Below are 20,144 nucleotides of genomic sequence, written 5' to 3' on the forward strand. Positions count from 1 at the left end.
CCCGTCGGCGGACGTACCAGCCCGTCGCCGTGAGCAGGAGCGCCAGGCCCGCGACCGTGCCGACCGTGACGCCGGTGGCGGCGAGGCCGCCACCGGAGGCGGCGCCAGCGCTCGACCGGCGGATGCGCGGTGAACTCGCCGCGGCCCGCGCCGCCGTCCCCCGGGGCAGCAGGCCGAAGGTCGCGTTCCTCTACATGCGGGGCAGCGCGGCCGTCTATCTGATCGGCGGCAAGGGCTCGGGCGCGGACTCACTGCTGCGGGCGGCGGGCGCGGTGGACGCGGGGACGGCGGCGGGCCTCGACAAGCCGTTCACGCCCATCACCACCGAGGCCCTGGCCCAGGCCCGGCCCGACGTCATCCTCATGATGACCAAGGGACTGGACTCGGTCGGCGGCCTCGACGGACTCCTCCGGATCCCCGGCATCGCCCAGACCCCGGCGGGCATGAACCGCAGGGTCGTCGACCTGGAGGACGGCGTGCTGCTGAGCTTCGGCCCGCGCACGCCGCTCGTCATCGACATCTTGGTGGACCGCGTTCACCGCAGCTGATCAGAACGTGTACTCGTCCACCTCGGCGAGACACCGTGCCCGCCGCTCCTCGTCGTCCTCCAGGAAGGAGGCGATGAAGGAGTTGCGGGCCAGTTCGCGCAGCCGCTCCTCACTCAGGCCGAGCGTGGTGCGTACGGCGTCGAAGTTGTCGCCCGCGTAGCCGCCGAAGTAGGCGGGGTCGTCGGAGTTGACCGTGCACACGAGCCCCGCGTCGAGCATCGCGGGCAGCGGGTGGTCGGCGAGGGTGCCGACGGCGCGCAGCCGGACGTTGGACAGCGGGCACAGCGTGAGCGGGATCCGCTCACGCACCAGCCGCTCGACGAGCGCCGGGTCCTCCATGCACCGCAGCCCGTGGTCGACGCGCTCGACACCGAGGACGTCGAGGGCCTCGGTGATGTACTCCGGCGGCCCCTCCTCCCCCGCGTGCGCCACGCGCCGCAGCCCCAGCGCGGCGGCGGCCTCGTACACCTCCCGGAACTTCACCGGCGGGTGCCCCACCTCGGCGGAGTCCAGCCCGATGCCGATGATCCGGTCGAGGTAGGGTTCGGCGGCCCGAAGGGTCTCGAGGGCCGACTCGGCGGATTCGTCGCGCAGGAAGCAGAGGATGAGCCGGGTGGAGACGCCGTAGCGGGCCTCGCTGCTCCCCAGCGCCCGCCACAAGCCCTCCACCACCGTCCCCATGCCGACGCCCCGGGCGAGGTGGGCCTGCGGATCGAAGAAGATCTCCGCGTGCCGCACGCCCTGGGCCGCGGCCCGGGCGAGATAGGCGCCCGCGAGGTCCTCGAAGTCCCGCTCGGTGCGCAGGACGGCCATGAGCTCGTAGTACAGGTTCAGGAAGGACTGGAGGTCCTCGAACCGGTATGCCTTGCGCAGCTCGTCCGTGTCGGCGTAGGGCAGCGTGACCCCGTTGCGGGCGGCCAGCTCGAAGGCCAGCTCCGGCTCCAGGGTGCCTTCGATGTGCAGGTGCAGTTCAGCTTTCGGGAGGGGCATCAAAGCATCGTACGGCCGCTTTACCGCCGTTTCGGTACCGGCACCCGCATCAGGTCCTGAGCCACGGTCAGCTCGCCCTCGAAGCCGGCGGCCCGTGCCTGCCGTTCGAATTCGTCCGGTTCGGAGTACCGCTGGCTGAAGTGGGTGAGAACGAGATGCCGTACGCCGGCGTCCCGGGCGGCGCGGGCAGCCTGACCGGCCGTCAGATGCCCGTGTTGGACGGCGAGCTGCTCGTCCTCGTCGAGGAATGTCGACTCGATGACGAGCAGGTCGGCGCCCTCCGCGAGCGCGTGCACGCCGTCGCACAGCCGGGTGTCCATGACGAACGCGAACCGCTGCCCGCGGCGTACCTCGCTGACGTCGTCGAGCGAGACACCCCGGATCTCCCCCTCCCTCTGCAGCCGCCCGACGTCCGGCCCCTTGATGCCGTGCGCGGCGAGGCGGTCGGGCAGCATGCGGCGGCCGTCGGGTTCGATCAGCCGGTAGCCGTAGGACTCGACGGGGTGGGAGAGCCTGCGGGCGTCGAGCGTGTAGGAGGGAGTGGCCGCCAGGGGACCGTCCCGGTCGACCGGGGCTTCGGTGATCCGGACGGTCTCGCGGTAGGCGGTGGCGTACCGAAGCCGGTCGAAGAACCGTTGCCCGGAGAGCGGGTAGTGGGCGGTGACGGGGTGCGGGACCTGGTCGAGATTGATGCGCTGGACGACCCCGGCGAGGCCGAGCGAGTGGTCGCCGTGGAAGTGCGTCACGCAGATCCGGTCGAGGTCGTGGGCCGCGACCCCGGCCCGCAGCATCTGGCGCTGGGTGCCCTCGCCCGGGTCGAAGAGAATCCCCTCCCCGTCCCATCTCAGCAGGTAACCGTTGTGGTTGCGGTGCCGGGTGGGGACCTGGCTGGCGGTGCCGAGGACGACCAGTTCACGTACCGACATGGTGGATCACCCGGGAGGCCACTGCAGGCCGCGGCCGCCGATGACATGGGCGTGGGCGTGCCAGACGGTCTGCCCGGCGCCGCTGCCGGTGTTGAAGACGATGCGGTAGCTCTCCAGCTTGTCCTCGTCGGCGATGGCCTGCGTCTCGCGCAGTACGTCGGCGGCGAGCTGCGGGGCCTCGGCGGCGAGGACGGCGGCGTTCTCGTAGTGCGCCTTCGGGATCACCAGGACGTGGGTGGGTGCCTGCGGGTTGATGTCCCGGAACGCGACGGTGGTCTCCGTCTCGCGGACGATCGTCGCCGGGATGTGCCCTTCGACGATCTTGCAGAACAGGCAGTCGTCCTGCGCTTCCCCTGCCATGGGGTCTCCTTTGCGGCGAGTGATCTCTTACGGGGCATCGTAGCGAGCGGTGTTTTGTCAGGAGGGCAACGGCGGAGCCACCTTCGCGGGGGTGGTCTCCAGCGCCTCCAGCGCCAGCCGTACCGCCTCGTCCAGTTGTACGTCCCTCCCCGCCGCGTAGTCCTGGGGGCGGCAGATGACCTCGACGTCGGGGTCGACACCGTGGTTCTCCACGTCCCAGCCGTAACCCTCCAGCCAGAACGCGTACTTGGGCTGGGTGACGAGGGTGCCGTCGACGAGGTGATAGCGGCTGTCGATGCCGATCGTGCCGCCCCAGGTGCGGGTGCCGACCACGGGGCCGATCCCGAGCGCCTTGATCGCCGCGTTGACGATGTCCCCGTCGGACCCCGAGAACTCGTTGGCGACCGCCACGACGGGACCGCGCGGCGCGTCCTCCGGGTAGCTGGACGCCCGCATCCCGCGCGGCACGTCCCAGCCGACGATCCGCCGCGCCAGCTTCTCCACGACCAGCTGGGAGGTGTGCCCGCCCCGGTTCTCGCGGACGTCGACGACGAGCCCCTCCCTGGCCACCTCGACCCGCAGGTCACGGTGGATCTGGGCCCAGCCGGGCGCCTGCATGTCGGGGACGTGGAGATAGCCGAGCCGGCCGCCGGAGACCTCGTGGACGTACGCCCGCCGGTCCGCGACCCACGCGTGGTAGCGCAGCGCCTCCTCGTCGTCGACGGGGACGACGACCGCGTGCCGTGGCTCGCCCCCGCCGGCGGGCGAGATCGTCAGCTCGACCACCTTGCCGGCCGTACCGACGAGCAGGGGTGCCGGGCCCGTCACCGGGTCCACCGGATGCCCGGCGACGGCCACGATCGCGTCGCCGGCGCGCACCGCGACGCCGGGCGCGGCGAGCGGGGAGCGGGCGTCGGGATCGGAGGTCTCCGAGGGCAGCACCCGGTCGATGCGCCAGCTGCCGTCCTCGTGGCGGGAGATGTCGGCGCCGAGCAGACCCTGGCGGGCGCCCCGGCCGTAGCCTCCGGGCGGTGAGACGTAGGCGTGCGAGGTGCCCAGCTCGCCGTGCACCTCCCACAGCACGTCGACCAGGTCGTCACGGGTGGCGACCCGCTCCAGCAGGGGCCGGTAGCGGTCCAGGACCCCGTCCCAGTCCACTCCGCCCAGATCGGCCAGCCAGAAGTTGTCCCGCATGACCCGGCCGGTCTCGTCGTACATCTGCCGCCACTCGGCGGCCGGGTCGACGATCTGCCGGATCCGGCCGAGGTCGACGGTGATGTTGGTGTCGCTGTCCTCGTCGCCGGAGGCACGCCGGTCGCTGGGTACGACCTTGAGCTTGCCGTCGCTCCACAGCAGCAGCCGCTTGCCGTCGCCGCTGACGTCGAAGCCGTCGGCGTCGGCGGCGAGGTGCTCGATGCGCTGCTGGACGAGGTCGTAGCGCTCCAGCTCGGTTTTGGGGTCGGGGTCGTCGGGGGTGGCGCGGGAGGCGCCGAGGACTCCGCGCACGGGGTGGCGCAGCCACAGCACACCGTCCTTGGCCGCCGCGAGCCCGGAGTAGCGGCCGGCCTCGACCGGGAACGGCACTATCCGGTCGGCGAGGCCTTCGAGGTCGATGCGGGTGGCCGGGGTGCCCTCGCTGTCGGGTGTCTCGTCCTTGTCGGGCGCGTCGAAGGGGCGGCCGTGCCGCTGCGGGCCGAAGGGGGACGGGGTCGTCGCCGCCAGGGTGATGAGATGCGGGCGGGCGCCGGCCGGGAAGGAGAGGTCGAATGCGTGTTCGTCGTAGACCGGGTCGAAGGCACGCGTGGACAGGAACGCCAGGTGCTTGCCGTCGAGGGTGAAGGCGGGCGCGTAGTCGCGGAAGCGCAGCGGGGTGGCCTCGGTGACCGAGAGGTCGGTGACGTTGGCGAGCTTGAGCTGGGCGAGGGGGCGCGGGCCGGGATGCGACCAGGCCAGCCACGCCGAGTCGGGCGAGAAGACCAGGTCGCAGACGTCTCCGTCGGCGCTGCGGTCGACCTCGCGGACCTCGCCGCTCTCCCGCTCGACGAGCAGCAGCCGTCCGTCGTGCGCGGCGACGGCGGCCCGGCTGCCGTCGGGCGCCATGGCGAGCTCCAGGACCCGTCCGAGCCGTCCGGCCGCGAGCCGGCGCGGCGTGGCGCCCGGGGCCGGTCCGGTGGCGGGGGCGAACTCCAGGGCGTCCTCGCCCTCGGCGTCCGTCACCCACACCACCCACTCCTCGCCCTCCGTGCGGAAGGTGCGCGGCAGCCGGGCACGGACGCCGGGCTGGGCGGCGAGGGCGCGGGCGGGCCCGGAGCGGTGGGTCACCCAGTGCACGGCCCCGCGCACTTCCACGGCGCTCCCGCGCGCGGTGTGGTCCGGCGCGGCCCCGCCCAGCCAGCGTGCGGCGGTCACCGGGTAGGGGCGGCGGTCGGTGCGCTGCCCGCCGAGCCGGATGTCGAGCCGGCGCGGCTCGGCCCCGTCCAGGTCGTCGAGCAGCCACAGCTCACCCGCCGACATGTACACGATCCGGCTGCCGTCCCCGGCCGCCTGCCGGGCGTAGAAGCCGTCGAGGGGGGTGTGGCGCCGCAGGTCGGACCCGTCGGCGAGCGACGAATAGAGAGCCCCGGTCCCCTCGTGGTCGGACAGGAACGCGATCCGCTCCCCCGCCCACACCGGGTGCTCGATGTTCCCGTCCAGCTCCTCGTGCAGCCGGACGAACTCCCCACCGCCCTCCCGGTCGATCCACAACTTGCCCGCCGTACCGCCCCGGTAGCGCTTCCAGTGGGCGGCCTCGCGGCCCATCGGCGCGGACAGCAGCACGGTGTGCGGGCCGTAGGCGACGGCGCCGACCGGGCCGTACGGCAGGGTGGTGGCCGGTCCGCCGTCGACCGGGACGGCGCGGGCCCAGCTGCGGCGCAGGGTGGCCTGGTCGTAGGTGCTGACGGCGAGGACCTGGCCGTCCGGGGTCCAGCCGCGCACCCGGGTCTGCCAACTGCCCCAGTGCGTCAGGCGGGTGGCCGGTCCGCCGTCGACGGGGGCGATGTGCACCTCGGGGGCGCCGTCGCGGGTGGAGGCCCAGGCGACGGTGGTGCCGTCGGGCGAGATCCGGGGTGTCGAGACGGGTACGTTGTCGGCGCTGACCCGCCAGGCCCGCCCACCGTCGAGGGGCGCGAGCCACACGTCGTCCTCGGCGGCGAAGGCCACCAACTCGCCGTGCGGATGCGGGAAGCGGAGGTATGCGGCAAGTGTCGCGGACTGTGTCACCCGATCACTGTATTCAGGTACGGGACCGCAGGTCAGGGGTTTCCCTCACTTCTCCTGGCCGTTCCCGTCCACGGTCTTGGTGACGGTCACGGTGACCGTGACGGTCGGCCGTCCGCCGGGCTGTGCGGAAGCGGGAGCGGACGGGGACGGCTCGACCGCCGAGGGCGTCGCGGACCCGCAGTCCCCGAGCCCGCCGACCCGGAACAGCTCCTTCTTGCCGACATCCGCGCGCAGATCCCCGCGCACGCACTTCCCGTCGACCGCCCGGGCGACCTTGCCGTCGACGGCGATGTCCTGCCCGTCGTCGGTCTCCCCCTGGCAGTCGACGGAGACGACCGTCTCCTCGTTGCCGGCGGTGCAGGTCAGCCAGCGCACGTCCACGTCCCGGCGCTCGATCTCGGCCGTGGCGGTCTGATCGGTCGTGTACGCCACGGACACGCCGCTCACCCCGCCCCCCGGCTCACAGGCCACGGCACCACCCACGACCACGGCCACCACACCGAGAAGCCGCATCCGCCTCAAGCCCCACATGGAGGGCAGCCTGCCACTCCCCCACCCGGCACGACAGCCTGTATGCAGCCACGATCGGGCCCGGCGGGGTTCAGGACCAGCGGCCGGTTCTGCCCAGGAGCAGGGCCGTGGCGGCGGTCCCGGCCGTCGAGGTGCGCAGGACGCTGCGCCCCAGCCGGTACGCCTTCGCGCCCGCCTCCTCGAACAGGGCCAGCTCCTCCGGGGAGACACCCCCTTCGGGGCCGACGACGAGCACGATCTCGCCCTCGGCGGGAAGGTGCGCGGCGGCGAGGGGCTCGCTGCCGTAGTCGCGGTCCTCGTGCAGGACGGCGGCGAAGTCGGCCCCCGCCAGGAGTTCGCCCACCTGCCTGGTCGTGGCGGCGTCGGCGACCTCGGGGAAGCGGACCCGGCGGGACTGCTTGCCGGCCTCGCGGGCGGTGGCCCGCCACTTCGCGAGCGCCTTCAGCCCGCGCTCGCCCTTCCACTGCGTGATGCAGCGGGACGCGGCCCAGGGGACGATCGCGTCCACCCCGGTCTCGGTCATCGTCTCCACGGCCAGCTCGCCCCGGTCCCCCTTGGGCAGGGCCTGTACGACGGTGATGCGGGGCGACTCGACGGGCTCCTCGACGACGTCCTTCAGGCTCACCACCAACCGGTCCTTGCCCTCGGCGGCGACGACCTCGCCCTCCGCCCAGCGACCGGCGCCGTCGGTGAGCACGACCGCCTCCCCGGTCCGCAGCCGCTTCACGGAGACGGCGTGCCGCCCCTCCGGCCCGTCCAGGACGAACTCGGAACGCCCCCCGGGAAGTGCGTCGACGACGAACACGGGCGCGGTCACGAGGCGGCACCACCCTGACCGGCCGGGCACTCGGCCAACGCCGCCCGCGCCGCTTCGAGCTCCTCCACCAGGACCTCCACCAGCCGCCCGGCGGGCAGCTCCCGGGCCATCCGGTGGCCCTGCCCCGCCCACAGCGCCATCCCCTGCGCGTCGCCCGCCTTGGCGGCCGCCTTGCGCAGCGGCGAGGTGAGGTGGTGGACCTCGGGGTAGGCGGCGGGGGCGTACGGGCCGTGCTCGCGCAGGAAGCGATTGACCAGGCCGCGGGCCGGGCGGCCGGAGAAGGCGCGGGTCAGCTCGGTGCGCACGAACAGGGGGTTGGTCAGCGCCTCCTTGTGCACGGCGTGCGCCCCCGACTCGGGTGTGGCGAGGAACGCGGTGCCCAGCTGGGCCGCGCTCGCGCCGGCCGCGAGCACCGCGGCGATCTGGCTGCCGCGCATGATGCCGCCGGCGGCGACGACGGGCAGCCCCACGGCCTCGCGGACCTGGGCGACCAGGGAGAGCAGTCCGATGCCGGAGCCGTCGTTCTCGGGGATGTCCTTGTGGGTGCCCTGGTGGCCGCCGGCCTCCATGCCCTGCACGATCACCGCGTCCGCCCCGGCCTGCTCCACGGCCACGGCCTCCTCGGTGGAGGTCACGGTGACCAGGGTGAACGTTCCCGCGCGGCGCAGCGACTCCAGCGTGTCACCGCTCGGGACACCGAAGTGGAAGGACGCCACCGGCACCGGGTTGTCCAGCAGTACGGCGATCTTGGCGTCGTAGCCGTCGTCGCGGCCGCTGTCGGGGTCGCCGAGCTCGGTCTCGTACCAGGTGACCTCGCCGGCGAGCTGCTCGGCGTACAGCTGGACGGCGCCGGCATCGAGGGGCGCGGCGCCGGCCGCTCCGGTGGAGCCGGTGCTCGTACCGGGGTGTTCGGGCTGCGGCATGAAGAGGTTCACGCCGAAGGGTCGTCCGGTGAGCCCCCGGAGCTGCTTGATCTCCTGGTACATGCCGTCGGCCGTCTTGTACCCGGCGGCGAGGAACCCGAGCCCGCCGGCCTCGGACACGGCGGCTGCCAGCTGCGGGACGGAGACCCCGCCCGCCATGGGGGCCTGCACGATCGGGTGGGGGAAGAGATCGGTCAGCGCGGAGGACATGACGGCATGTTGTCACGTCCTCCGAACAAGTCCGAATCCGGTCGCGTCCCTACCGGTCAGCGACCGTTGAACGCGTCCTTCAGCCGCGAGAACAGGCCCTGCTGCCCCGGCTGGAACTGCCCCTGCGGACGCTCCTCACCCCGCAGCTTGGCCAGCTCGCGCAGCAACCGCTCCTGCTCGGGATCGAGCTTGGTCGGCGTCTGGACCTCGACGTGCACGATGAGATCGCCGCGTCCGCCGCCACGCAGATGCGTGACACCCCGGCCGTGCAGCGGGATCGACTGCCCGGACTGGGTGCCGGGCCGGATGTCGACCTCCTCCAGGCCGTCCAGCGTCTCCAGCGGCACCTTCGTGCCGAGGGACGCCGCGGTCATCGGGAGCGTCACCGTGCAGTGCAGGTCGTCGCCGCGCCGCTGGAACATCGCGTGCGGCAGCTCGTGGATCTCGACGTACAGGTCACCGGCGGGACCGCCACCGGGCCCGACCTCGCCCTCGCCCGCGAGCTGGATCCGGGTGCCGTTGTCGACACCGGCGGGGATCTTCACCGTGAGCGTCCGGCGCGAGCGCACGCGCCCGTCGCCCGCGCACTCCGGGCACGGCGTCGGCACGACGGTGCCGAAGCCCTGGCACTGCGGGCAGGGCCGGGAAGTCATGACCTGGCCGAGGAAGGACCGGGTCACCTGGGACACCTCACCGCGGCCGCGGCACATGTCACACGTCTGGGCGGTGGTGCCGGGGGCGGCGCCCTCACCGCTGCAGGTGGCGCAGACGATCGCGGTGTCGACCTGGATGTCCTTGGTCGTACCGAAGGCGGCCTCCTCGAGGTCCACCTCCAGCCGGATCATCGCGTCCTGGCCGCGCCGGGTGCGCGAGCGCGGGCCGCGCTGGGACGCCGTACCGAAGAACGCGTCCATGATGTCGGAGAAGTTGCCGAAGCCACCGGCTCCGAAGCCGCCCGCGCCGCCGCCCGACTGGGAGAGGGGATCGCCGCCGAGGTCGTAGACCTGCTTCTTCTGCGGGTCCGACAGCACCTCGTAGGCGGCGTTGATCTCCTTGAACCGCTCCTGGGTCTTCGGATCCGGATTGACGTCCGGGTGCAGCTCGCGGGCGAGCCGACGGAAGGCCTTCTTGATCTCTTCCTGCGACGCGTCGCGGCGCACGCCGAGGACGGCGTAGTAGTCCGTGGCCACTTACGACTCCGCCAGGATCTGTCCGACGTACCGTGCCACCGCTCGTACCGCTCCCATCGTTCCCGGGTAATCCATGCGGGTCGGTCCGACCACGCCGAGTTTGGCGACTGCCTCGCCGCCCGAACCGTAGCCGACCGACACCACGGAAGTGGAGTTGAGTCCCTCGTAGGCGTTCTCGTGACCGATGCGTACGGTCATGCCCGAATCCCCCGCCTCGCCCAGGAGTTTGAGGAGAACAACGTGTTCCTCCAGGGCCTCCAGGACGGGCCGGATGGTGAGAGGGAAGTCATGTCCGAAGCGGGTGAGATTGGCGGTGCCGCCGATCATCAGCCGCTCCTCGTTCTCCTCGACGAGCGTCTCCAGCAGGGTGGAGAGCACCGTCGAGACCGTGCCGCGGTCGTCGGCCTCGAAGGCGTCCGGCAGGTCCTCCACCAGACGCGGCACGTCCGAGAACCGGCGGCCCGCGACCCGGCTGTTGAGCCGCGCGCGTAGATCCGCCAGCGAGGCCTCCCCGAAGGGCGCCGGGCAGTCCACCATCCGCTGCTCGACCCGTCCGGTGTCCGTGATCAGCACGAGCATCAGCCGGGCGGGCGCGAGCGACAGCAGCTCGACGTGCCGCACGGTGGACCGGGTCAGCGACGGGTACTGCACGACCGCGACCTGCCGCGTCAGCTGTGCGAGCAGCCGCACCGTCCGCGCCACGACGTCGTCGAGATCGACGGCACCGTCGAGGAAGTTCTGGATGGCCCGCCGCTCGGGCGCGCTCATCGGCTTGACGCCGGCCAGTTTGTCGACGAACAGCCGGTAGCCCTTGTCGGTCGGGATGCGCCCGGCGCTGGTGTGCGGCTGGGCGATGTACCCCTCGTCCTCCAGGGCGGCCATGTCGTTGCGGACCGTCGCCGGGGAGACGCCGAGGTTGTGCCGCTCGGTGAGCGCCTTGGAGCCCACGGGCTCCTCGGTGCCGACGTAGTCCTGGACGATGGCGCGCAGCACTTGCAGCCTGCGTTCACTCAGCATCCGCGCACACCTCCAGAAGTCGTCCCCCAGTCCCCTGGGCGTCTGCCCTGGCACTCTTCGCTTATGAGTGCCAGCGTTCCCCGGCCCAGTGTACGGCTGTGGGGTACACCGGGGGCAAGGTCGGTCATGGCGGGGGCCCGTACCGTTAGCGTCCCGGTATGACGGTGACTTGGGAAGAGCTGGGATGGGAGCGGGTCGCGGCCGGGGTCGGGCGGGTGCGGCTGCCGGGCTGGGACTGCACGGCCGGGCTGGTCGTCGGGGCGGGCGCGGTGCTGGTGGTGGACGCCGGCTCGAGCCTCGCGGAGGGGGCACTGCTGCGGGCGCAGGCCGAGGAACTGACCGGCGCGCGTGTGACCCATCTCGCGCTCACCCATCCGCACTTCGACCACGTGTTCGGCGCGGCGGCGTTCGCGGGCGCCGAGGTCTTCGGGGCGGTGGGGATGGACACGGTCCCGGCGGAGGAACTCCGCTCGGACGCGGTGCGCCACGGCCTGGACGAGACGACGGCGACCGAGGCCGCGGACACCCTGGTCCGCCCCCGCCACCTCGTCTCCGGCGAGTGGACCCTCGATCTGGGCGGCGGCCGCCAGGTCCTCCTCGCCAACGTCGGGCCCGCCCACACCGCCCACGACCTGGTGGTCCTGGTCCCCGAGGCCCCCGGCTCACCGGAGGTGGTCTTCTGCGGCGACCTCGTCGAGGAGTCCGGCGAGCCCCAGGCCGGCCCCGACGCCGTCCCCACCCACTGGCCCGCCGCACTCGACCGCCTGCTGGACCTGGGGGGCGAGGACGCGCTGTACGTGCCCGGTCACGGGGCGGTGGTGAACGCGGCGTACGTGCGCGCGCAGCGGGACGCGCTGGCGGCCCGTTTCGGCGTGTCGCCGTAGTGACGTCCGGGCTTCTCCTATCGTCATCCGAATGCGCCAGTACTCCGCCGACCTGACCCCTCCGTGGAAGAAGCCGAAGCCCGTCCCCGAGGTCCCGGCGGAGCCCGGCCTGGTGGTGGAGGAGCCCGGTACCGGCTTCTGCGGCGCGGTGATCCGCTGCGAGGCGGGCACGGTGACCCTCGAGGACCGCTTCGGCAAGCACCGGGTGTTCCCGCTGGAGCCACGGGGGTTCCTGCTGGAGGGCCGGCCAGTGACGCTCGTACGGCCGTCGTCCGGTGGTCCGGTACGCCCCACCCGCACCGCCTCCGGCTCGGTCGCCGTCCCCGGCGCCCGCGCCCGGGTCGCCCGCGCCGGCCGCATCTACGTCGAGGGCCGGCACGACGCCGAGCTGATCGAGAAGGTCTGGGGCGACGACCTGCGCGTCGAGGGCGTGGTCGTGGAGTACCTGGAGGGCGTGGACGACCTGCCGTCGATCGTCGCGGGCTTCGCCCCGGGCCCGGACGCACGCCTCGGCGTCCTGGTGGACCACCTGGTCCCGGGCACGAAGGAGTGGCGTATCGCCCAGTCGGTGACCAGCGAACACGCCCTGGTGGTCGGCCACCCGTACATCGACATCTGGGAGGCGGTGAAGCCGTCGTCGCTGGGGATCCCGGGATGGCCGCGGGTGCCGCACGGGCAGGACTGGAAAACGGGGGTGTGCCGGGCGCTGGGGTGGCCGTCGGAGAACACGGGTGCGGTGTGGCAGGCGATCCTGGCGCGGGTGACGTCCTACAAGGACCTGGAACCGGAGCTGCTGGGGCGGGTGGAGGAGCTGATCGACTTCGTCACGGCAGCCGGTGACTCCTGACTCCGGTGAAGGTCCCGAATGCGCTCTGTGTCCGGTTCCACGCGACGCACTTCATGCAGCTCGGGGTCGCCGGACTTCGTGATCCACTGCCCACGGCAGTCGGCTTGCTCTCCTCGCCCGCTGGGGTCGGTCAGCGGAGATTCGGCCGCCTGAGTGATCAGTCCACAAGATCCCGCACCACCGCGTCCGCCAGCAGCCGACCCCGCAGGGTCAGCACCGCACGCCCCCGGTCGTACGGCGCTTCCTGGAGCAGCCCGTCCGTCAGCGCCCGACGGGAAGCCGTAAGCCCCTCTTCCTTCAGGAGATCCAGCGGCATCCCCTCCCGCAGCCGCAGCTCCAGCAGGATCCGCTCGACCCTGCGGTCCTCCTCCGACAGCAGCTCGCGCCCGGCTCCCGGCGAACGGCCGGAGGCCAGCGCCGCCGCGTACGCCCCCGGATGCTTCACGTTCCACCACCGCACCCCGCCCACGTGCGAGTGCGCCCCGGGGCCCGCGCCCCACCAGTCGGCCCCTCGCCAGTACAGCTCGTTGTGCAGGCAGCGCCCCGCCTCCGAGGTGGCCCAGTTGGAGACCTCGTACCAGTCGTAGCCCGCCGCCGACAGCATCTCCTCGGCGATCAGATACCGGTCCGCATGCACGTCGTCGTCCGTCATCGGGACCTCGCCCCGCCGAATCCGGCGGGCCAGCTGCGTCCCCTCCTCGACGATCAGGGCATACGCCGAAACGTGATCCGGTCCCGCCCCCAAGGCCGCGTCCAAGGACGCCCGCCAGTCGTCGTCCGACTCGCCCGGGGTGCCGTAGATCAGGTCGAGGTTCACGTGCTCGAAGCCGGCCGCCCGCGCCTCCGCGACACACGCCTCGGGCCGTCCCGGTGTGTGCGTGCGGTCGAGGATCTTGAGGACGTGCTGCCTGGCGCTCTGCATGCCGAAGGAGACGCGGTTGAAGCCGCCCGCGCGCAGGGTCGTCAGATACGCCGGATCCACGGACTCCGGGTTCGCCTCCGTCGTGACCTCCGCGTCGGCCGCGAGGCCGAACTCGTCGCGGATCGCGCCCAGCATCCGGACCAGGTCGCCCGCGGCCAGCAGGGTGGGCGTGCCGCCGCCGACGAAGACCGTGCGGACCTCGCGGGGGTCGTCGCCCAGGACCTTGCGGGCCAGGCGGATCTCGTCGATCAGCGTGTCGGCGTAGTTCTCGCGGGAGGCGAGGACACCACCGGTGCCGCGCAGCTCGGTGGCGGTGTAGGTGTTGAAGTCGCAGTAGCCGCAACGGGTCGCGCAGTAGGGGACGTGCAGATAGAACCCGAGAGGGCGGTCGGCGGCGCCGGTGAGCGCGTGCGCCGGGAGCGCGCCGTCGTCGGGGACCGGCTCGCCGTCGGGGAGTGCGGAAGGCATGCCTTCCATTGTCCAGCACTCCCGCCGTTGCCTACTCCGCCTGCAGCACCAGCAGCGCCAGGTCGTCCTCCGGCGGCTGCTCGCCGAACTCGTGCACCAGGCGGCGGACGCGTTCGGCGATCAGTTCCGCGTGCAGGCCCACGCATCCGGCGAGCGCGGCGGCCAGTCCGTCGCCGTCGTCGAACTGGCGGGAGCCCGAGCGCCGTTCCGTCACCCCGTCGGTGACGCACAGCAGGCTGTCCCCGGGCCGCAGTACGAAGACGTCACAGGTGTACGTGGCGTCCTCGATGACGCCGATGAGGGTCTGCGGGCGGGCGGCCGTGGCGACGGAGCCGTCGGGGCCGAGCACCAGCGGCAGCGGGTGTCCGGCGGAGGCGAGGGTGCAGCGGACCCCGCCCTCGAAGGGGGCCAGTTCGCCGTAGAGGAGGGAGAGGAATCGGGTCTGCGGGCCGTCGGCGGGGCCGACGGGGCCGACGAAGGCACGGGCGGAGGCGTCGGCGGCCTCGGTCGCGTCGTCGAGAAGGAGCTGGTTGAGGCGGTCCAGGACGTCGGCGACGCCGTAGCCCTCGCGGGCCAGCAGCCGCAGCCAGGGGCGGGCCAGGCCGATGACGACGGCCGCCTCCGGGCCCTTGCCCTGTACGTCGCCGATGGCGAAGCACCAGCGGCCGTCGCCCGCCGGGAACAGGTCGTAGAAGTCGCCGCTCGGCCCGCCCTGCTCGCGCGGTTCGTAGACGAGGGCGCTGCGCACCCCGGGGATGTCGGCGACGGCGCCGGGCAGCAGACCGCGCTGCAGGACGGCGCTGATGGTGACCTGGCGGGCGTACTGGCGGGCCGCGCCGATCGCCAGCGCCACCCGGCGGCCGAGGTCCTCGACGAGCCCGGTGACCTCGTCGGCGAAGGCGCTCGGCCCGGACCGCCCGATGACCAGGGTGCCCAGCGGGCGGCCGCCGGCGATCAGCCGGTAGGCGAGGGCCGTGCCGCGCGGGCCGAGTGCCGCGCCGGGCCAGGGAAAGGGCTCGGGGCCCGAGCGCGGGGCGCCGGACGGGCGCGGCGGGTCCTTCTCCAGGGCCCGGCGCAACTCCTCGATATGGCCCTCGTCACCGTGCCAGACCCGGGCCAGCCGCGGCCCCGGCCCGCCGGCCCACTCGCCCCATCCGCCGCCCCGGCCGCTGACCTCGTCCTCCAGCCACACCGCGCACCAGTCGGCGAGCCGGGGCACCAGCAGCTGACTGGTGAGCGCGGCGACGAGATCCTCGTCGAGCTGCCCGGCGAGCAGGTCGGAGGCCTCGGCGAGGAAGGACAGCGCACCGCGGTTCAGCCAGTCGCGGCCCCGGTCGGCGGACTGCGGTTCGGGGGCGAGGGCTTCGAGGAGGTCGAAGGAGCCGGCGGGCTCGGTGGCCGCCAGCTCGTCGGCGTCGTCGTACGGCAGCTCGGCCTGCGCCGGCAGCAGCCGCGCCCAGACCGTCTTGGTGCCCCTGCGGTACGTCACTCCCCAGGCGTCCGCGAGCGTGGCGACCAGGCGCAGGCCGCGGCCGTACTCCTGGGTCTCGTACGACTCGTACGACTCGTGCGTCCTGTACGGCGGTTCGGGCGGGTTGTCGCGCGGGGCGCGGGAGGGGTGGTGGTCGGAGATCTCCACGACGACCGCGCGGCCGTGTTCCGGACACTCCTCCAGCCTGCACAGCAGCTCGACATCGGTGCCGGCGTGGACGACGGCGTTGGTGACGAGTTCGCTGACGGCGAGTATGGCGTCCTCGGCGAGGCGCGCCGGAACGTTCCACTCCGAGAGCGCGGCCCGCACCAGGTCACGGGCGGCGCCGGGGGCGAGGGAACTGCCGGCCAGGGTGGCTCGGGCGTGCGGGAGCGTACCCGGGAGCGCGGGCGCGTCGGTGGCGAAGGAGACGATCTCCCGCTGGGTCGGAATGGCCCCCATGCACGCTCCCCGGGCAGTTCGGATGCTCCCAGGGTGACAGAAGGATCCCAGCCATAAGCGGGGGGTGACCGAAGGGGATCGGCTTGGAGGGGAAGAGGCTGCGCGTGTGAACGCAAGTGATGGATGAGGGGCGGAATCAGGTCGACTTCTGAGCACCGGCGCTGCAGTTGGCCTGAAAGGGGCGCGGGACGGTGCCGACTTGCGGCTTCGCCGCGTGGGCGCGAGCGACCACAGCGCACCCGTGGCCGCCCGCGCCCCCTTGCGCCCCTACGCCTCCCGCGTACCGGCGTACATCTCCTCGATGAGGTGCTTGTACTCCCGCTCCACGACCGGCCGCTTCAGCTTCAGGCTCGGCGTGATCTCACCGTGCTCCACGTCGAGATCCCGGGGCAGCAGGCGGAACTTCTTGATGGTCTGCCACTTCTGCAGCCCCGCGTTGAGCTCCGCGATGTACCCCTCGACGAGGGCGACCGTCGCGGGCGCGGCGACGACCTCCGCGTACGACTTGCCCGCCAGCCCGTTCTCCTTGGCCCAGTCCAGGATGGCCACCTCGTCCAGGGCGATCAGCGCGGTGCAGAAGTTCCGGTCGGCGCCGTGCACGAGGATGTTGGAGACGTACGGGCACACCGACTTGAACTGTCCCTCGACCTCGGTGGGCGCGATGTACTTGCCGCCGGATGTCTTGAAAAGGTCCTTCTTGCGGTCGGTGATCCGCAGATAGCCGTCGGGCGACAGCTCGCCGATGTCGCCGGTGTGGAACCAGCCGTCGGCCTCCAGCACCTCGGCCGTCTTGTCCGGCAGCCCGTGGTAGCCCTCCATGATGCCGGGGCCGCGCAGCAGGATCTCGCCGTCCTCGGCGATGCGCACCTCGGTGCCGGGCAGCGGCTTGCCGACCGTGCCGGTGCGGTAGGCCTCGCCCGGGTTGACGAAGGAGGCGGCGGAGGACTCGGTGAGGCCGTAGCCCTCCAGGATGTGGATGCCGGCGCCGGAGAAGAAGAAGCCGATCTCGGGGGCGAGCGCCACGGAGCCGGAGACACAGGCACGCAGCTTGCCGCCGAACGCCTCACGGATCTTGGCGTACACCAGCGCGTCGGCGACCTTGTGCTTGGCGGACAGGCCGAAGGGGGCACTGGCGGTGCCGGTACGGCGGAAGTTGTCCTGGCTGACCTTGGCGTACTCGCGGGCGACCTCGGCGGCCCACCGGAAGATCTTGTACTTGGCGGGGCCGCCGGCCCGGGCCTTGTTGGCGATGCCGTTGTAGACCTTCTCGAAGATCCGCGGCACGGCCGCCATGTACGTCGGCTGGACGACCGGCAGATTCTCGATGATCTTGTCGACACGGCCGTCGACGGCGGTGACGTGCCCGACCTCGATCTGACCGGAGGTGAGGACCTTGCCGAAGACGTGCGCGAGCGGCAGCCACAGGTACTGCACGTCCTCCGCGCTGATCAGCCCGGTCGCGGCGATCGCCTTCGCCATGTACGACCAGTTGTCGTGCGGAAGGCGGACACCCTTGGGGCGGCCGGTGGTGCCGGAGGTGTAGATGAGGGTGGCGAGCTGGTTTCTGGTGATCGCGCCGACCCGCTCCTTGACCAGCTCGGGGTCCTTCTCCAGCCGGGCCGCGCCGCGCTTCTCCAGCTCGTCGAGGGTGAGGATCCAGTCTTCTCCGGTGTCGACGCCGGTCCCGTCGACGACGACGACATGGGTGAGGTCGGGCAGCTCGGCGCGCTTCTCGACCGCCTTGGCGAGCTGGGTCGCGTCCTCGGCGATCAGCACCCGGCTGTCGGAGTCGGAGAGGATGAACGCGGATTCCTCGGCGTTGGTCTGCGGGTAGACGGTGGTGGTCGCGGCGCCGGCGCACATGATGGCGAGGTCGGTGAGGATCCACTCGATGCGGGTGGAGGACGCGAGCGCGACGCGCTGCTCGGGCTGGACGCCCAGTTCGATGAGCCCGGCCGCGATCGCGTACACCCGCTCCGCGGTCTGCGCCCAGCTCAGCGACTTCCAGTCGTCGGGGCCCTCACCGGACGCGGCGGGGACCGGGTGGCGGTATGCCTCGGCGTCGGGCGTGGCCGCCACGCGCTCCAGGAAGAGGCCCGCGACGGACGGTGGACGGTTCTCGATCAAAGTCTGTGTGTCGCTCACGACATCCTCCGGGGCCCACGACGGCGCGGCTGGCTCAATGCGGCTGTTGTTTAACTCGCGAGTAACTATCGAGCAGGGGATCAGAGTAAAGGGCGACCGGTCGGTGCGTAAGGGGCCTTGAACCGTGGATTTCACCCGAGAAGCGGCACGGATTCCCCTGGAAAGAGCCCCGGGGCCCGCCGCGCTGTCGCGTGACGGGCCCCGGAGACCGGCGTCGGCCGTGGCAGTGAGGTGGCTACTTCTTGCCCTTGGCGGTGCTGGAGCCGTCGTCACTGCTGAGGACGGCGATGAAGGCCTCCTGCGGAACCTCCACGGAACCCACCATCTTCATTCGCTTCTTGCCCTCCTTCTGCTTCTCCAGCAGCTTCCGCTTACGGGAGATGTCACCGCCGTAGCACTTGGCGAGGACGTCCTTGCGGATGGCGCGGATGGTCTCGCGGGCGATGACGCGGGAGCCGATGGCGGCCTGGATGGGCACCTCGAAGGCCTGCCGCGGGATCAGCTCGCGGAGCTTGGCGACGAGCCGCACCCCGTACGCGTACGCGGCGTCCTTGTGGGTGATCGCCGAGAACGCGTCCACCTTGTCGCCGTGCAGCAGGATGTCGACCTTGACCAGGCTGGAGGTCTGCTCGCCGGTGGGCTCGTAGTCCAGCGAGGCGTAACCGCGGGTCTTCGACTTCAGCTGGTCGAAGAAGTCGAAGACGATCTCCGCGAGCGGAAGGGTGTAGCGGATCTCGACCCGGTCCTCGGAGAGGTAGTCCATGCCGAGCAGGGTGCCGCGCCGGGTCTGGCACAGCTCCATGATCGAGCCGATGAACTCGGTCGGCGCGAGGATCGTGGCGCGTACGACGGGCTCGTACACCTCGTTGATCTTCCCCTCGGGGAACTCGCTCGGGTTGGTGACGGTGTGCTCGGTGCCGTCCTCCATCACCACCCGGTAGACCACGTTGGGCGCGGTCGCGATCAGGTCGAGGCCGAACTCGCGCTCCAGGCGCTCGCGGATCACGTCGAGGTGGAGCAGGCCGAGGAAGCCGACGCGGAAGCCGAAGCCGAGGGCTGCGGAGGTCTCCGGCTCGTAGACCAGCGCGGCGTCGTTGAGCTGCAGCTTGTCCAGGGCCTCGCGCAGCTCCGGGTAGTCGGAGCCGTCCAGCGGATACAGACCGGAGAAGACCATCGGCTTGGGGTCCTTGTACCCACCGAGCGCCTCCGTGGCCCCCTTCTGCTGGCTGGTGACGGTGTCACCGACCTTGGACTGGCGGACGTCCTTCACACCGGTGATCAGGTACCCCACCTCGCCGACGCCGAGGCCGTCGGCCGAGAGCATCTCCGGCGAGTTGGTGCCGATCTCCAGCAGTTCGTGCGTGGCGCCCGTCGACATCATCTTGATGCGCTCGCGCTTGTTGAGCTGCCCGTCGATGACACGGACGTACGTCACGACACCCCGGTAGGAGTCGTACACCGAGTCGAAGATCATCGCGCGGGCGGGCGCGTCCTTGACCCCGACCGGTGCCGGGATGTCCCGGACGGTCCTGTCGAGCAGCGCGTCCACGCCGACCCCGGTCTTCGCCGACACCCGCAGCACGTCGTCGGGATCGCAGCCGACCAGGTTGGCGAGCTCCTCCGCGAACTTCTCGGGCTGCGCGGCCGGCAGGTCGATCTTGTTCAGTACGGGGATGATCGTGAGGTCGTTCTCCATCGCCAGGTAGAGGTTGGCGAGGGTCTGGGCCTCGATGCCCTGGGCGGCGTCGACGAGGAGGATGGTCCCCTCGCAGGCCGCGAGCGATCGCGAGACCTCGTAGGTGAAGTCGACGTGCCCCGGGGTGTCGATCATGTTGAGGATGTGCGTGTTGCCCGGGTCCTGGGTCGGGGCCCAGGGCAGGCGCACGGCCTGGGACTTGATCGTGATGCCGCGCTCGCGCTCGATGTCCATCCGGTCGAGGTACTGAGCACGCATCTGCCGCTGCTCGACCACGCCGGTCAGCTGGAGCATCCGGTCGGCGAGCGTGGACTTGCCGTGGTCGATGTGCGCGATGATGCAGAAATTGCGGATCAGAGCCGGGTCGGTACGGCTCGGCTCGGGCACATTGTTAGGGGTCGCGGGCACGCAGGGTCCTGTCTCTTGAGGCGCCTTATGCCTCGGGTCGGATCGTTACGTAGGCTCCATGGTCCCAC

The 20,144-nt window shown here is 71.9% G+C and carries 15 protein-coding genes and 1 pseudogene; 3 read left to right on the plus strand and 13 right to left on the minus strand.

The window, feature by feature from the left end; all coding sequences use genetic code 11:
* Positions 1–92 precede the first annotated feature (92 nt).
* Positions 93–548, plus strand: a pseudogene (locus ACIBVL_RS04740) (ABC transporter substrate-binding protein); the annotation flags it as partial.
* Here the strand turns inward: ACIBVL_RS04740 and ACIBVL_RS04745 are convergent.
* From ACIBVL_RS04745 to hrcA, 9 genes are all read right to left on the minus strand, one after another.
* Positions 549–1,538 (minus strand): adenosine deaminase, encoded by a 990-nt coding sequence (locus ACIBVL_RS04745; RefSeq protein WP_399091681.1) that lies wholly within the window; start codon positions 1,536–1,538, stop codon positions 549–551.
* A gap of 20 nt (positions 1,539–1,558) precedes the next feature.
* Positions 1,559–2,464 (minus strand): ribonuclease Z, encoded by a 906-nt coding sequence (locus ACIBVL_RS04750; RefSeq protein ID WP_399091684.1) that lies wholly within the window; start codon positions 2,462–2,464, stop codon positions 1,559–1,561.
* A 6-nt stretch (positions 2,465–2,470) separates the two neighbouring features.
* A complete protein-coding gene (locus ACIBVL_RS04755; protein WP_399091687.1) occupies positions 2,471–2,824 on the minus strand; it encodes a histidine triad nucleotide-binding protein in 354 nt (117 codons plus the stop codon).
* A 57-nt stretch (positions 2,825–2,881) separates the two neighbouring features.
* Positions 2,882–6,085 (minus strand): S41 family peptidase, encoded by a 3,204-nt coding sequence (locus tag ACIBVL_RS04760; RefSeq protein ID WP_399091689.1) that lies wholly within the window; start codon positions 6,083–6,085, stop codon positions 2,882–2,884.
* A 45-nt stretch (positions 6,086–6,130) separates the two neighbouring features.
* Positions 6,131–6,616 carry a hypothetical protein gene (locus ACIBVL_RS04765; RefSeq protein WP_399091692.1) on the minus strand — a complete coding sequence of 162 codons (486 nt, stop codon included), beginning with the start codon at positions 6,614–6,616 and terminating at the stop codon, positions 6,131–6,133.
* Between the two features lie 70 nt (positions 6,617–6,686).
* The gene (locus ACIBVL_RS04770; RefSeq protein WP_399091695.1) at positions 6,687–7,433 is read right to left on the minus strand and encodes a 16S rRNA (uracil(1498)-N(3))-methyltransferase; all 747 of its coding nucleotides are present in this window, start codon (positions 7,431–7,433) and stop codon (positions 6,687–6,689) included.
* Entirely contained in the window at positions 7,430–8,566 is a 1,137-nt protein-coding gene (locus ACIBVL_RS04775; RefSeq protein ID WP_399091698.1) for a nitronate monooxygenase, read from the minus strand. Before ACIBVL_RS04775 ends, ACIBVL_RS04770 begins: the two co-directional genes overlap by 4 nt.
* Before the next feature lie 56 nt (positions 8,567–8,622).
* A complete protein-coding gene (dnaJ, locus tag ACIBVL_RS04780) occupies positions 8,623–9,756 on the minus strand; it encodes a molecular chaperone DnaJ (RefSeq protein WP_399091701.1) in 1,134 nt (377 codons plus the stop codon).
* Positions 9,757–10,773 carry a heat-inducible transcriptional repressor HrcA gene (gene hrcA, locus ACIBVL_RS04785; RefSeq protein ID WP_399091704.1) on the minus strand — a complete coding sequence of 339 codons (1,017 nt, stop codon included), beginning with the start codon at positions 10,771–10,773 and terminating at the stop codon, positions 9,757–9,759.
* Between the two features lie 158 nt (positions 10,774–10,931).
* On the opposite strand from hrcA, the gene ACIBVL_RS04790 reads away from it, so the two are divergent.
* Both ACIBVL_RS04790 and ACIBVL_RS04795 read left to right on the plus strand, forming a co-directional pair.
* The gene (locus ACIBVL_RS04790; protein WP_399091707.1) at positions 10,932–11,657 is read left to right on the plus strand and encodes an MBL fold metallo-hydrolase; all 726 of its coding nucleotides are present in this window, start codon (positions 10,932–10,934) and stop codon (positions 11,655–11,657) included.
* A gap of 31 nt (positions 11,658–11,688) precedes the next feature.
* Positions 11,689–12,504: a DUF3097 domain-containing protein gene (locus ACIBVL_RS04795; protein WP_399091710.1), complete on the plus strand. Its 816-nt coding sequence runs from the start codon at positions 11,689–11,691 to the stop codon at positions 12,502–12,504.
* 157 nt (positions 12,505–12,661) lie between these two features.
* On the opposite strand, the gene hemW is transcribed toward ACIBVL_RS04795, so the two are convergent.
* The 4 genes from hemW to lepA form a co-directional block, all read right to left on the minus strand.
* Positions 12,662–13,894: a radical SAM family heme chaperone HemW gene (gene hemW / locus ACIBVL_RS04800; protein WP_399091713.1), complete on the minus strand. Its 1,233-nt coding sequence runs from the start codon at positions 13,892–13,894 to the stop codon at positions 12,662–12,664.
* A 31-nt stretch (positions 13,895–13,925) separates the two neighbouring features.
* The gene (locus tag ACIBVL_RS04805; protein WP_399091716.1) at positions 13,926–15,827 is read right to left on the minus strand and encodes a SpoIIE family protein phosphatase; all 1,902 of its coding nucleotides are present in this window, start codon (positions 15,825–15,827) and stop codon (positions 13,926–13,928) included.
* A gap of 267 nt (positions 15,828–16,094) precedes the next feature.
* A complete protein-coding gene (locus tag ACIBVL_RS04810) occupies positions 16,095–17,972 on the minus strand; it encodes an AMP-dependent synthetase/ligase (RefSeq protein WP_399091719.1) in 1,878 nt (625 codons plus the stop codon).
* A 235-nt stretch (positions 17,973–18,207) separates the two neighbouring features.
* Positions 18,208–20,076, minus strand: coding sequence for a translation elongation factor 4 (gene lepA, locus ACIBVL_RS04815; RefSeq protein WP_399091722.1), 1,869 nt, complete (start codon positions 20,074–20,076; stop codon positions 18,208–18,210).
* Positions 20,077–20,144 lie beyond the last annotated feature (68 nt).

Source organism: Streptomyces sp. NPDC049687, from assembly GCF_044465285.1.
Classification (GTDB): domain Bacteria; phylum Actinomycetota; class Actinomycetes; order Streptomycetales; family Streptomycetaceae; genus Streptomyces.

Coding starts and splice junctions, on each gene's coding strand:
- ACIBVL_RS04745 (WP_399091681.1), bottom strand. CDS start 1,538: ATGCCCCTCCCGAAAGCTGAACTGCACCTGCACATCGAAGGCACCCTG.
- ACIBVL_RS04750 (WP_399091684.1), bottom strand. CDS start 2,464: ATGTCGGTACGTGAACTGGTCGTCCTCGGCACCGCCAGCCAGGTCCCC.
- ACIBVL_RS04755 (WP_399091687.1), bottom strand. CDS start 2,824: ATGGCAGGGGAAGCGCAGGACGACTGCCTGTTCTGCAAGATCGTCGAA.
- ACIBVL_RS04765 (WP_399091692.1), bottom strand. CDS start 6,616: ATGTGGGGCTTGAGGCGGATGCGGCTTCTCGGTGTGGTGGCCGTGGTC.
- ACIBVL_RS04775 (WP_399091698.1), bottom strand. CDS start 8,566: ATGTCCTCCGCGCTGACCGATCTCTTCCCCCACCCGATCGTGCAGGCC.
- hrcA (WP_399091704.1), bottom strand. CDS start 10,773: ATGCTGAGTGAACGCAGGCTGCAAGTGCTGCGCGCCATCGTCCAGGAC.
- ACIBVL_RS04790 (WP_399091707.1), top strand. CDS start 10,932: ATGACGGTGACTTGGGAAGAGCTGGGATGGGAGCGGGTCGCGGCCGGG.
- ACIBVL_RS04795 (WP_399091710.1), top strand. CDS start 11,689: ATGCGCCAGTACTCCGCCGACCTGACCCCTCCGTGGAAGAAGCCGAAG.
- hemW (WP_399091713.1), bottom strand. CDS start 13,894: ATGCCTTCCGCACTCCCCGACGGCGAGCCGGTCCCCGACGACGGCGCG.
- ACIBVL_RS04805 (WP_399091716.1), bottom strand. CDS start 15,827: ATGGGGGCCATTCCGACCCAGCGGGAGATCGTCTCCTTCGCCACCGAC.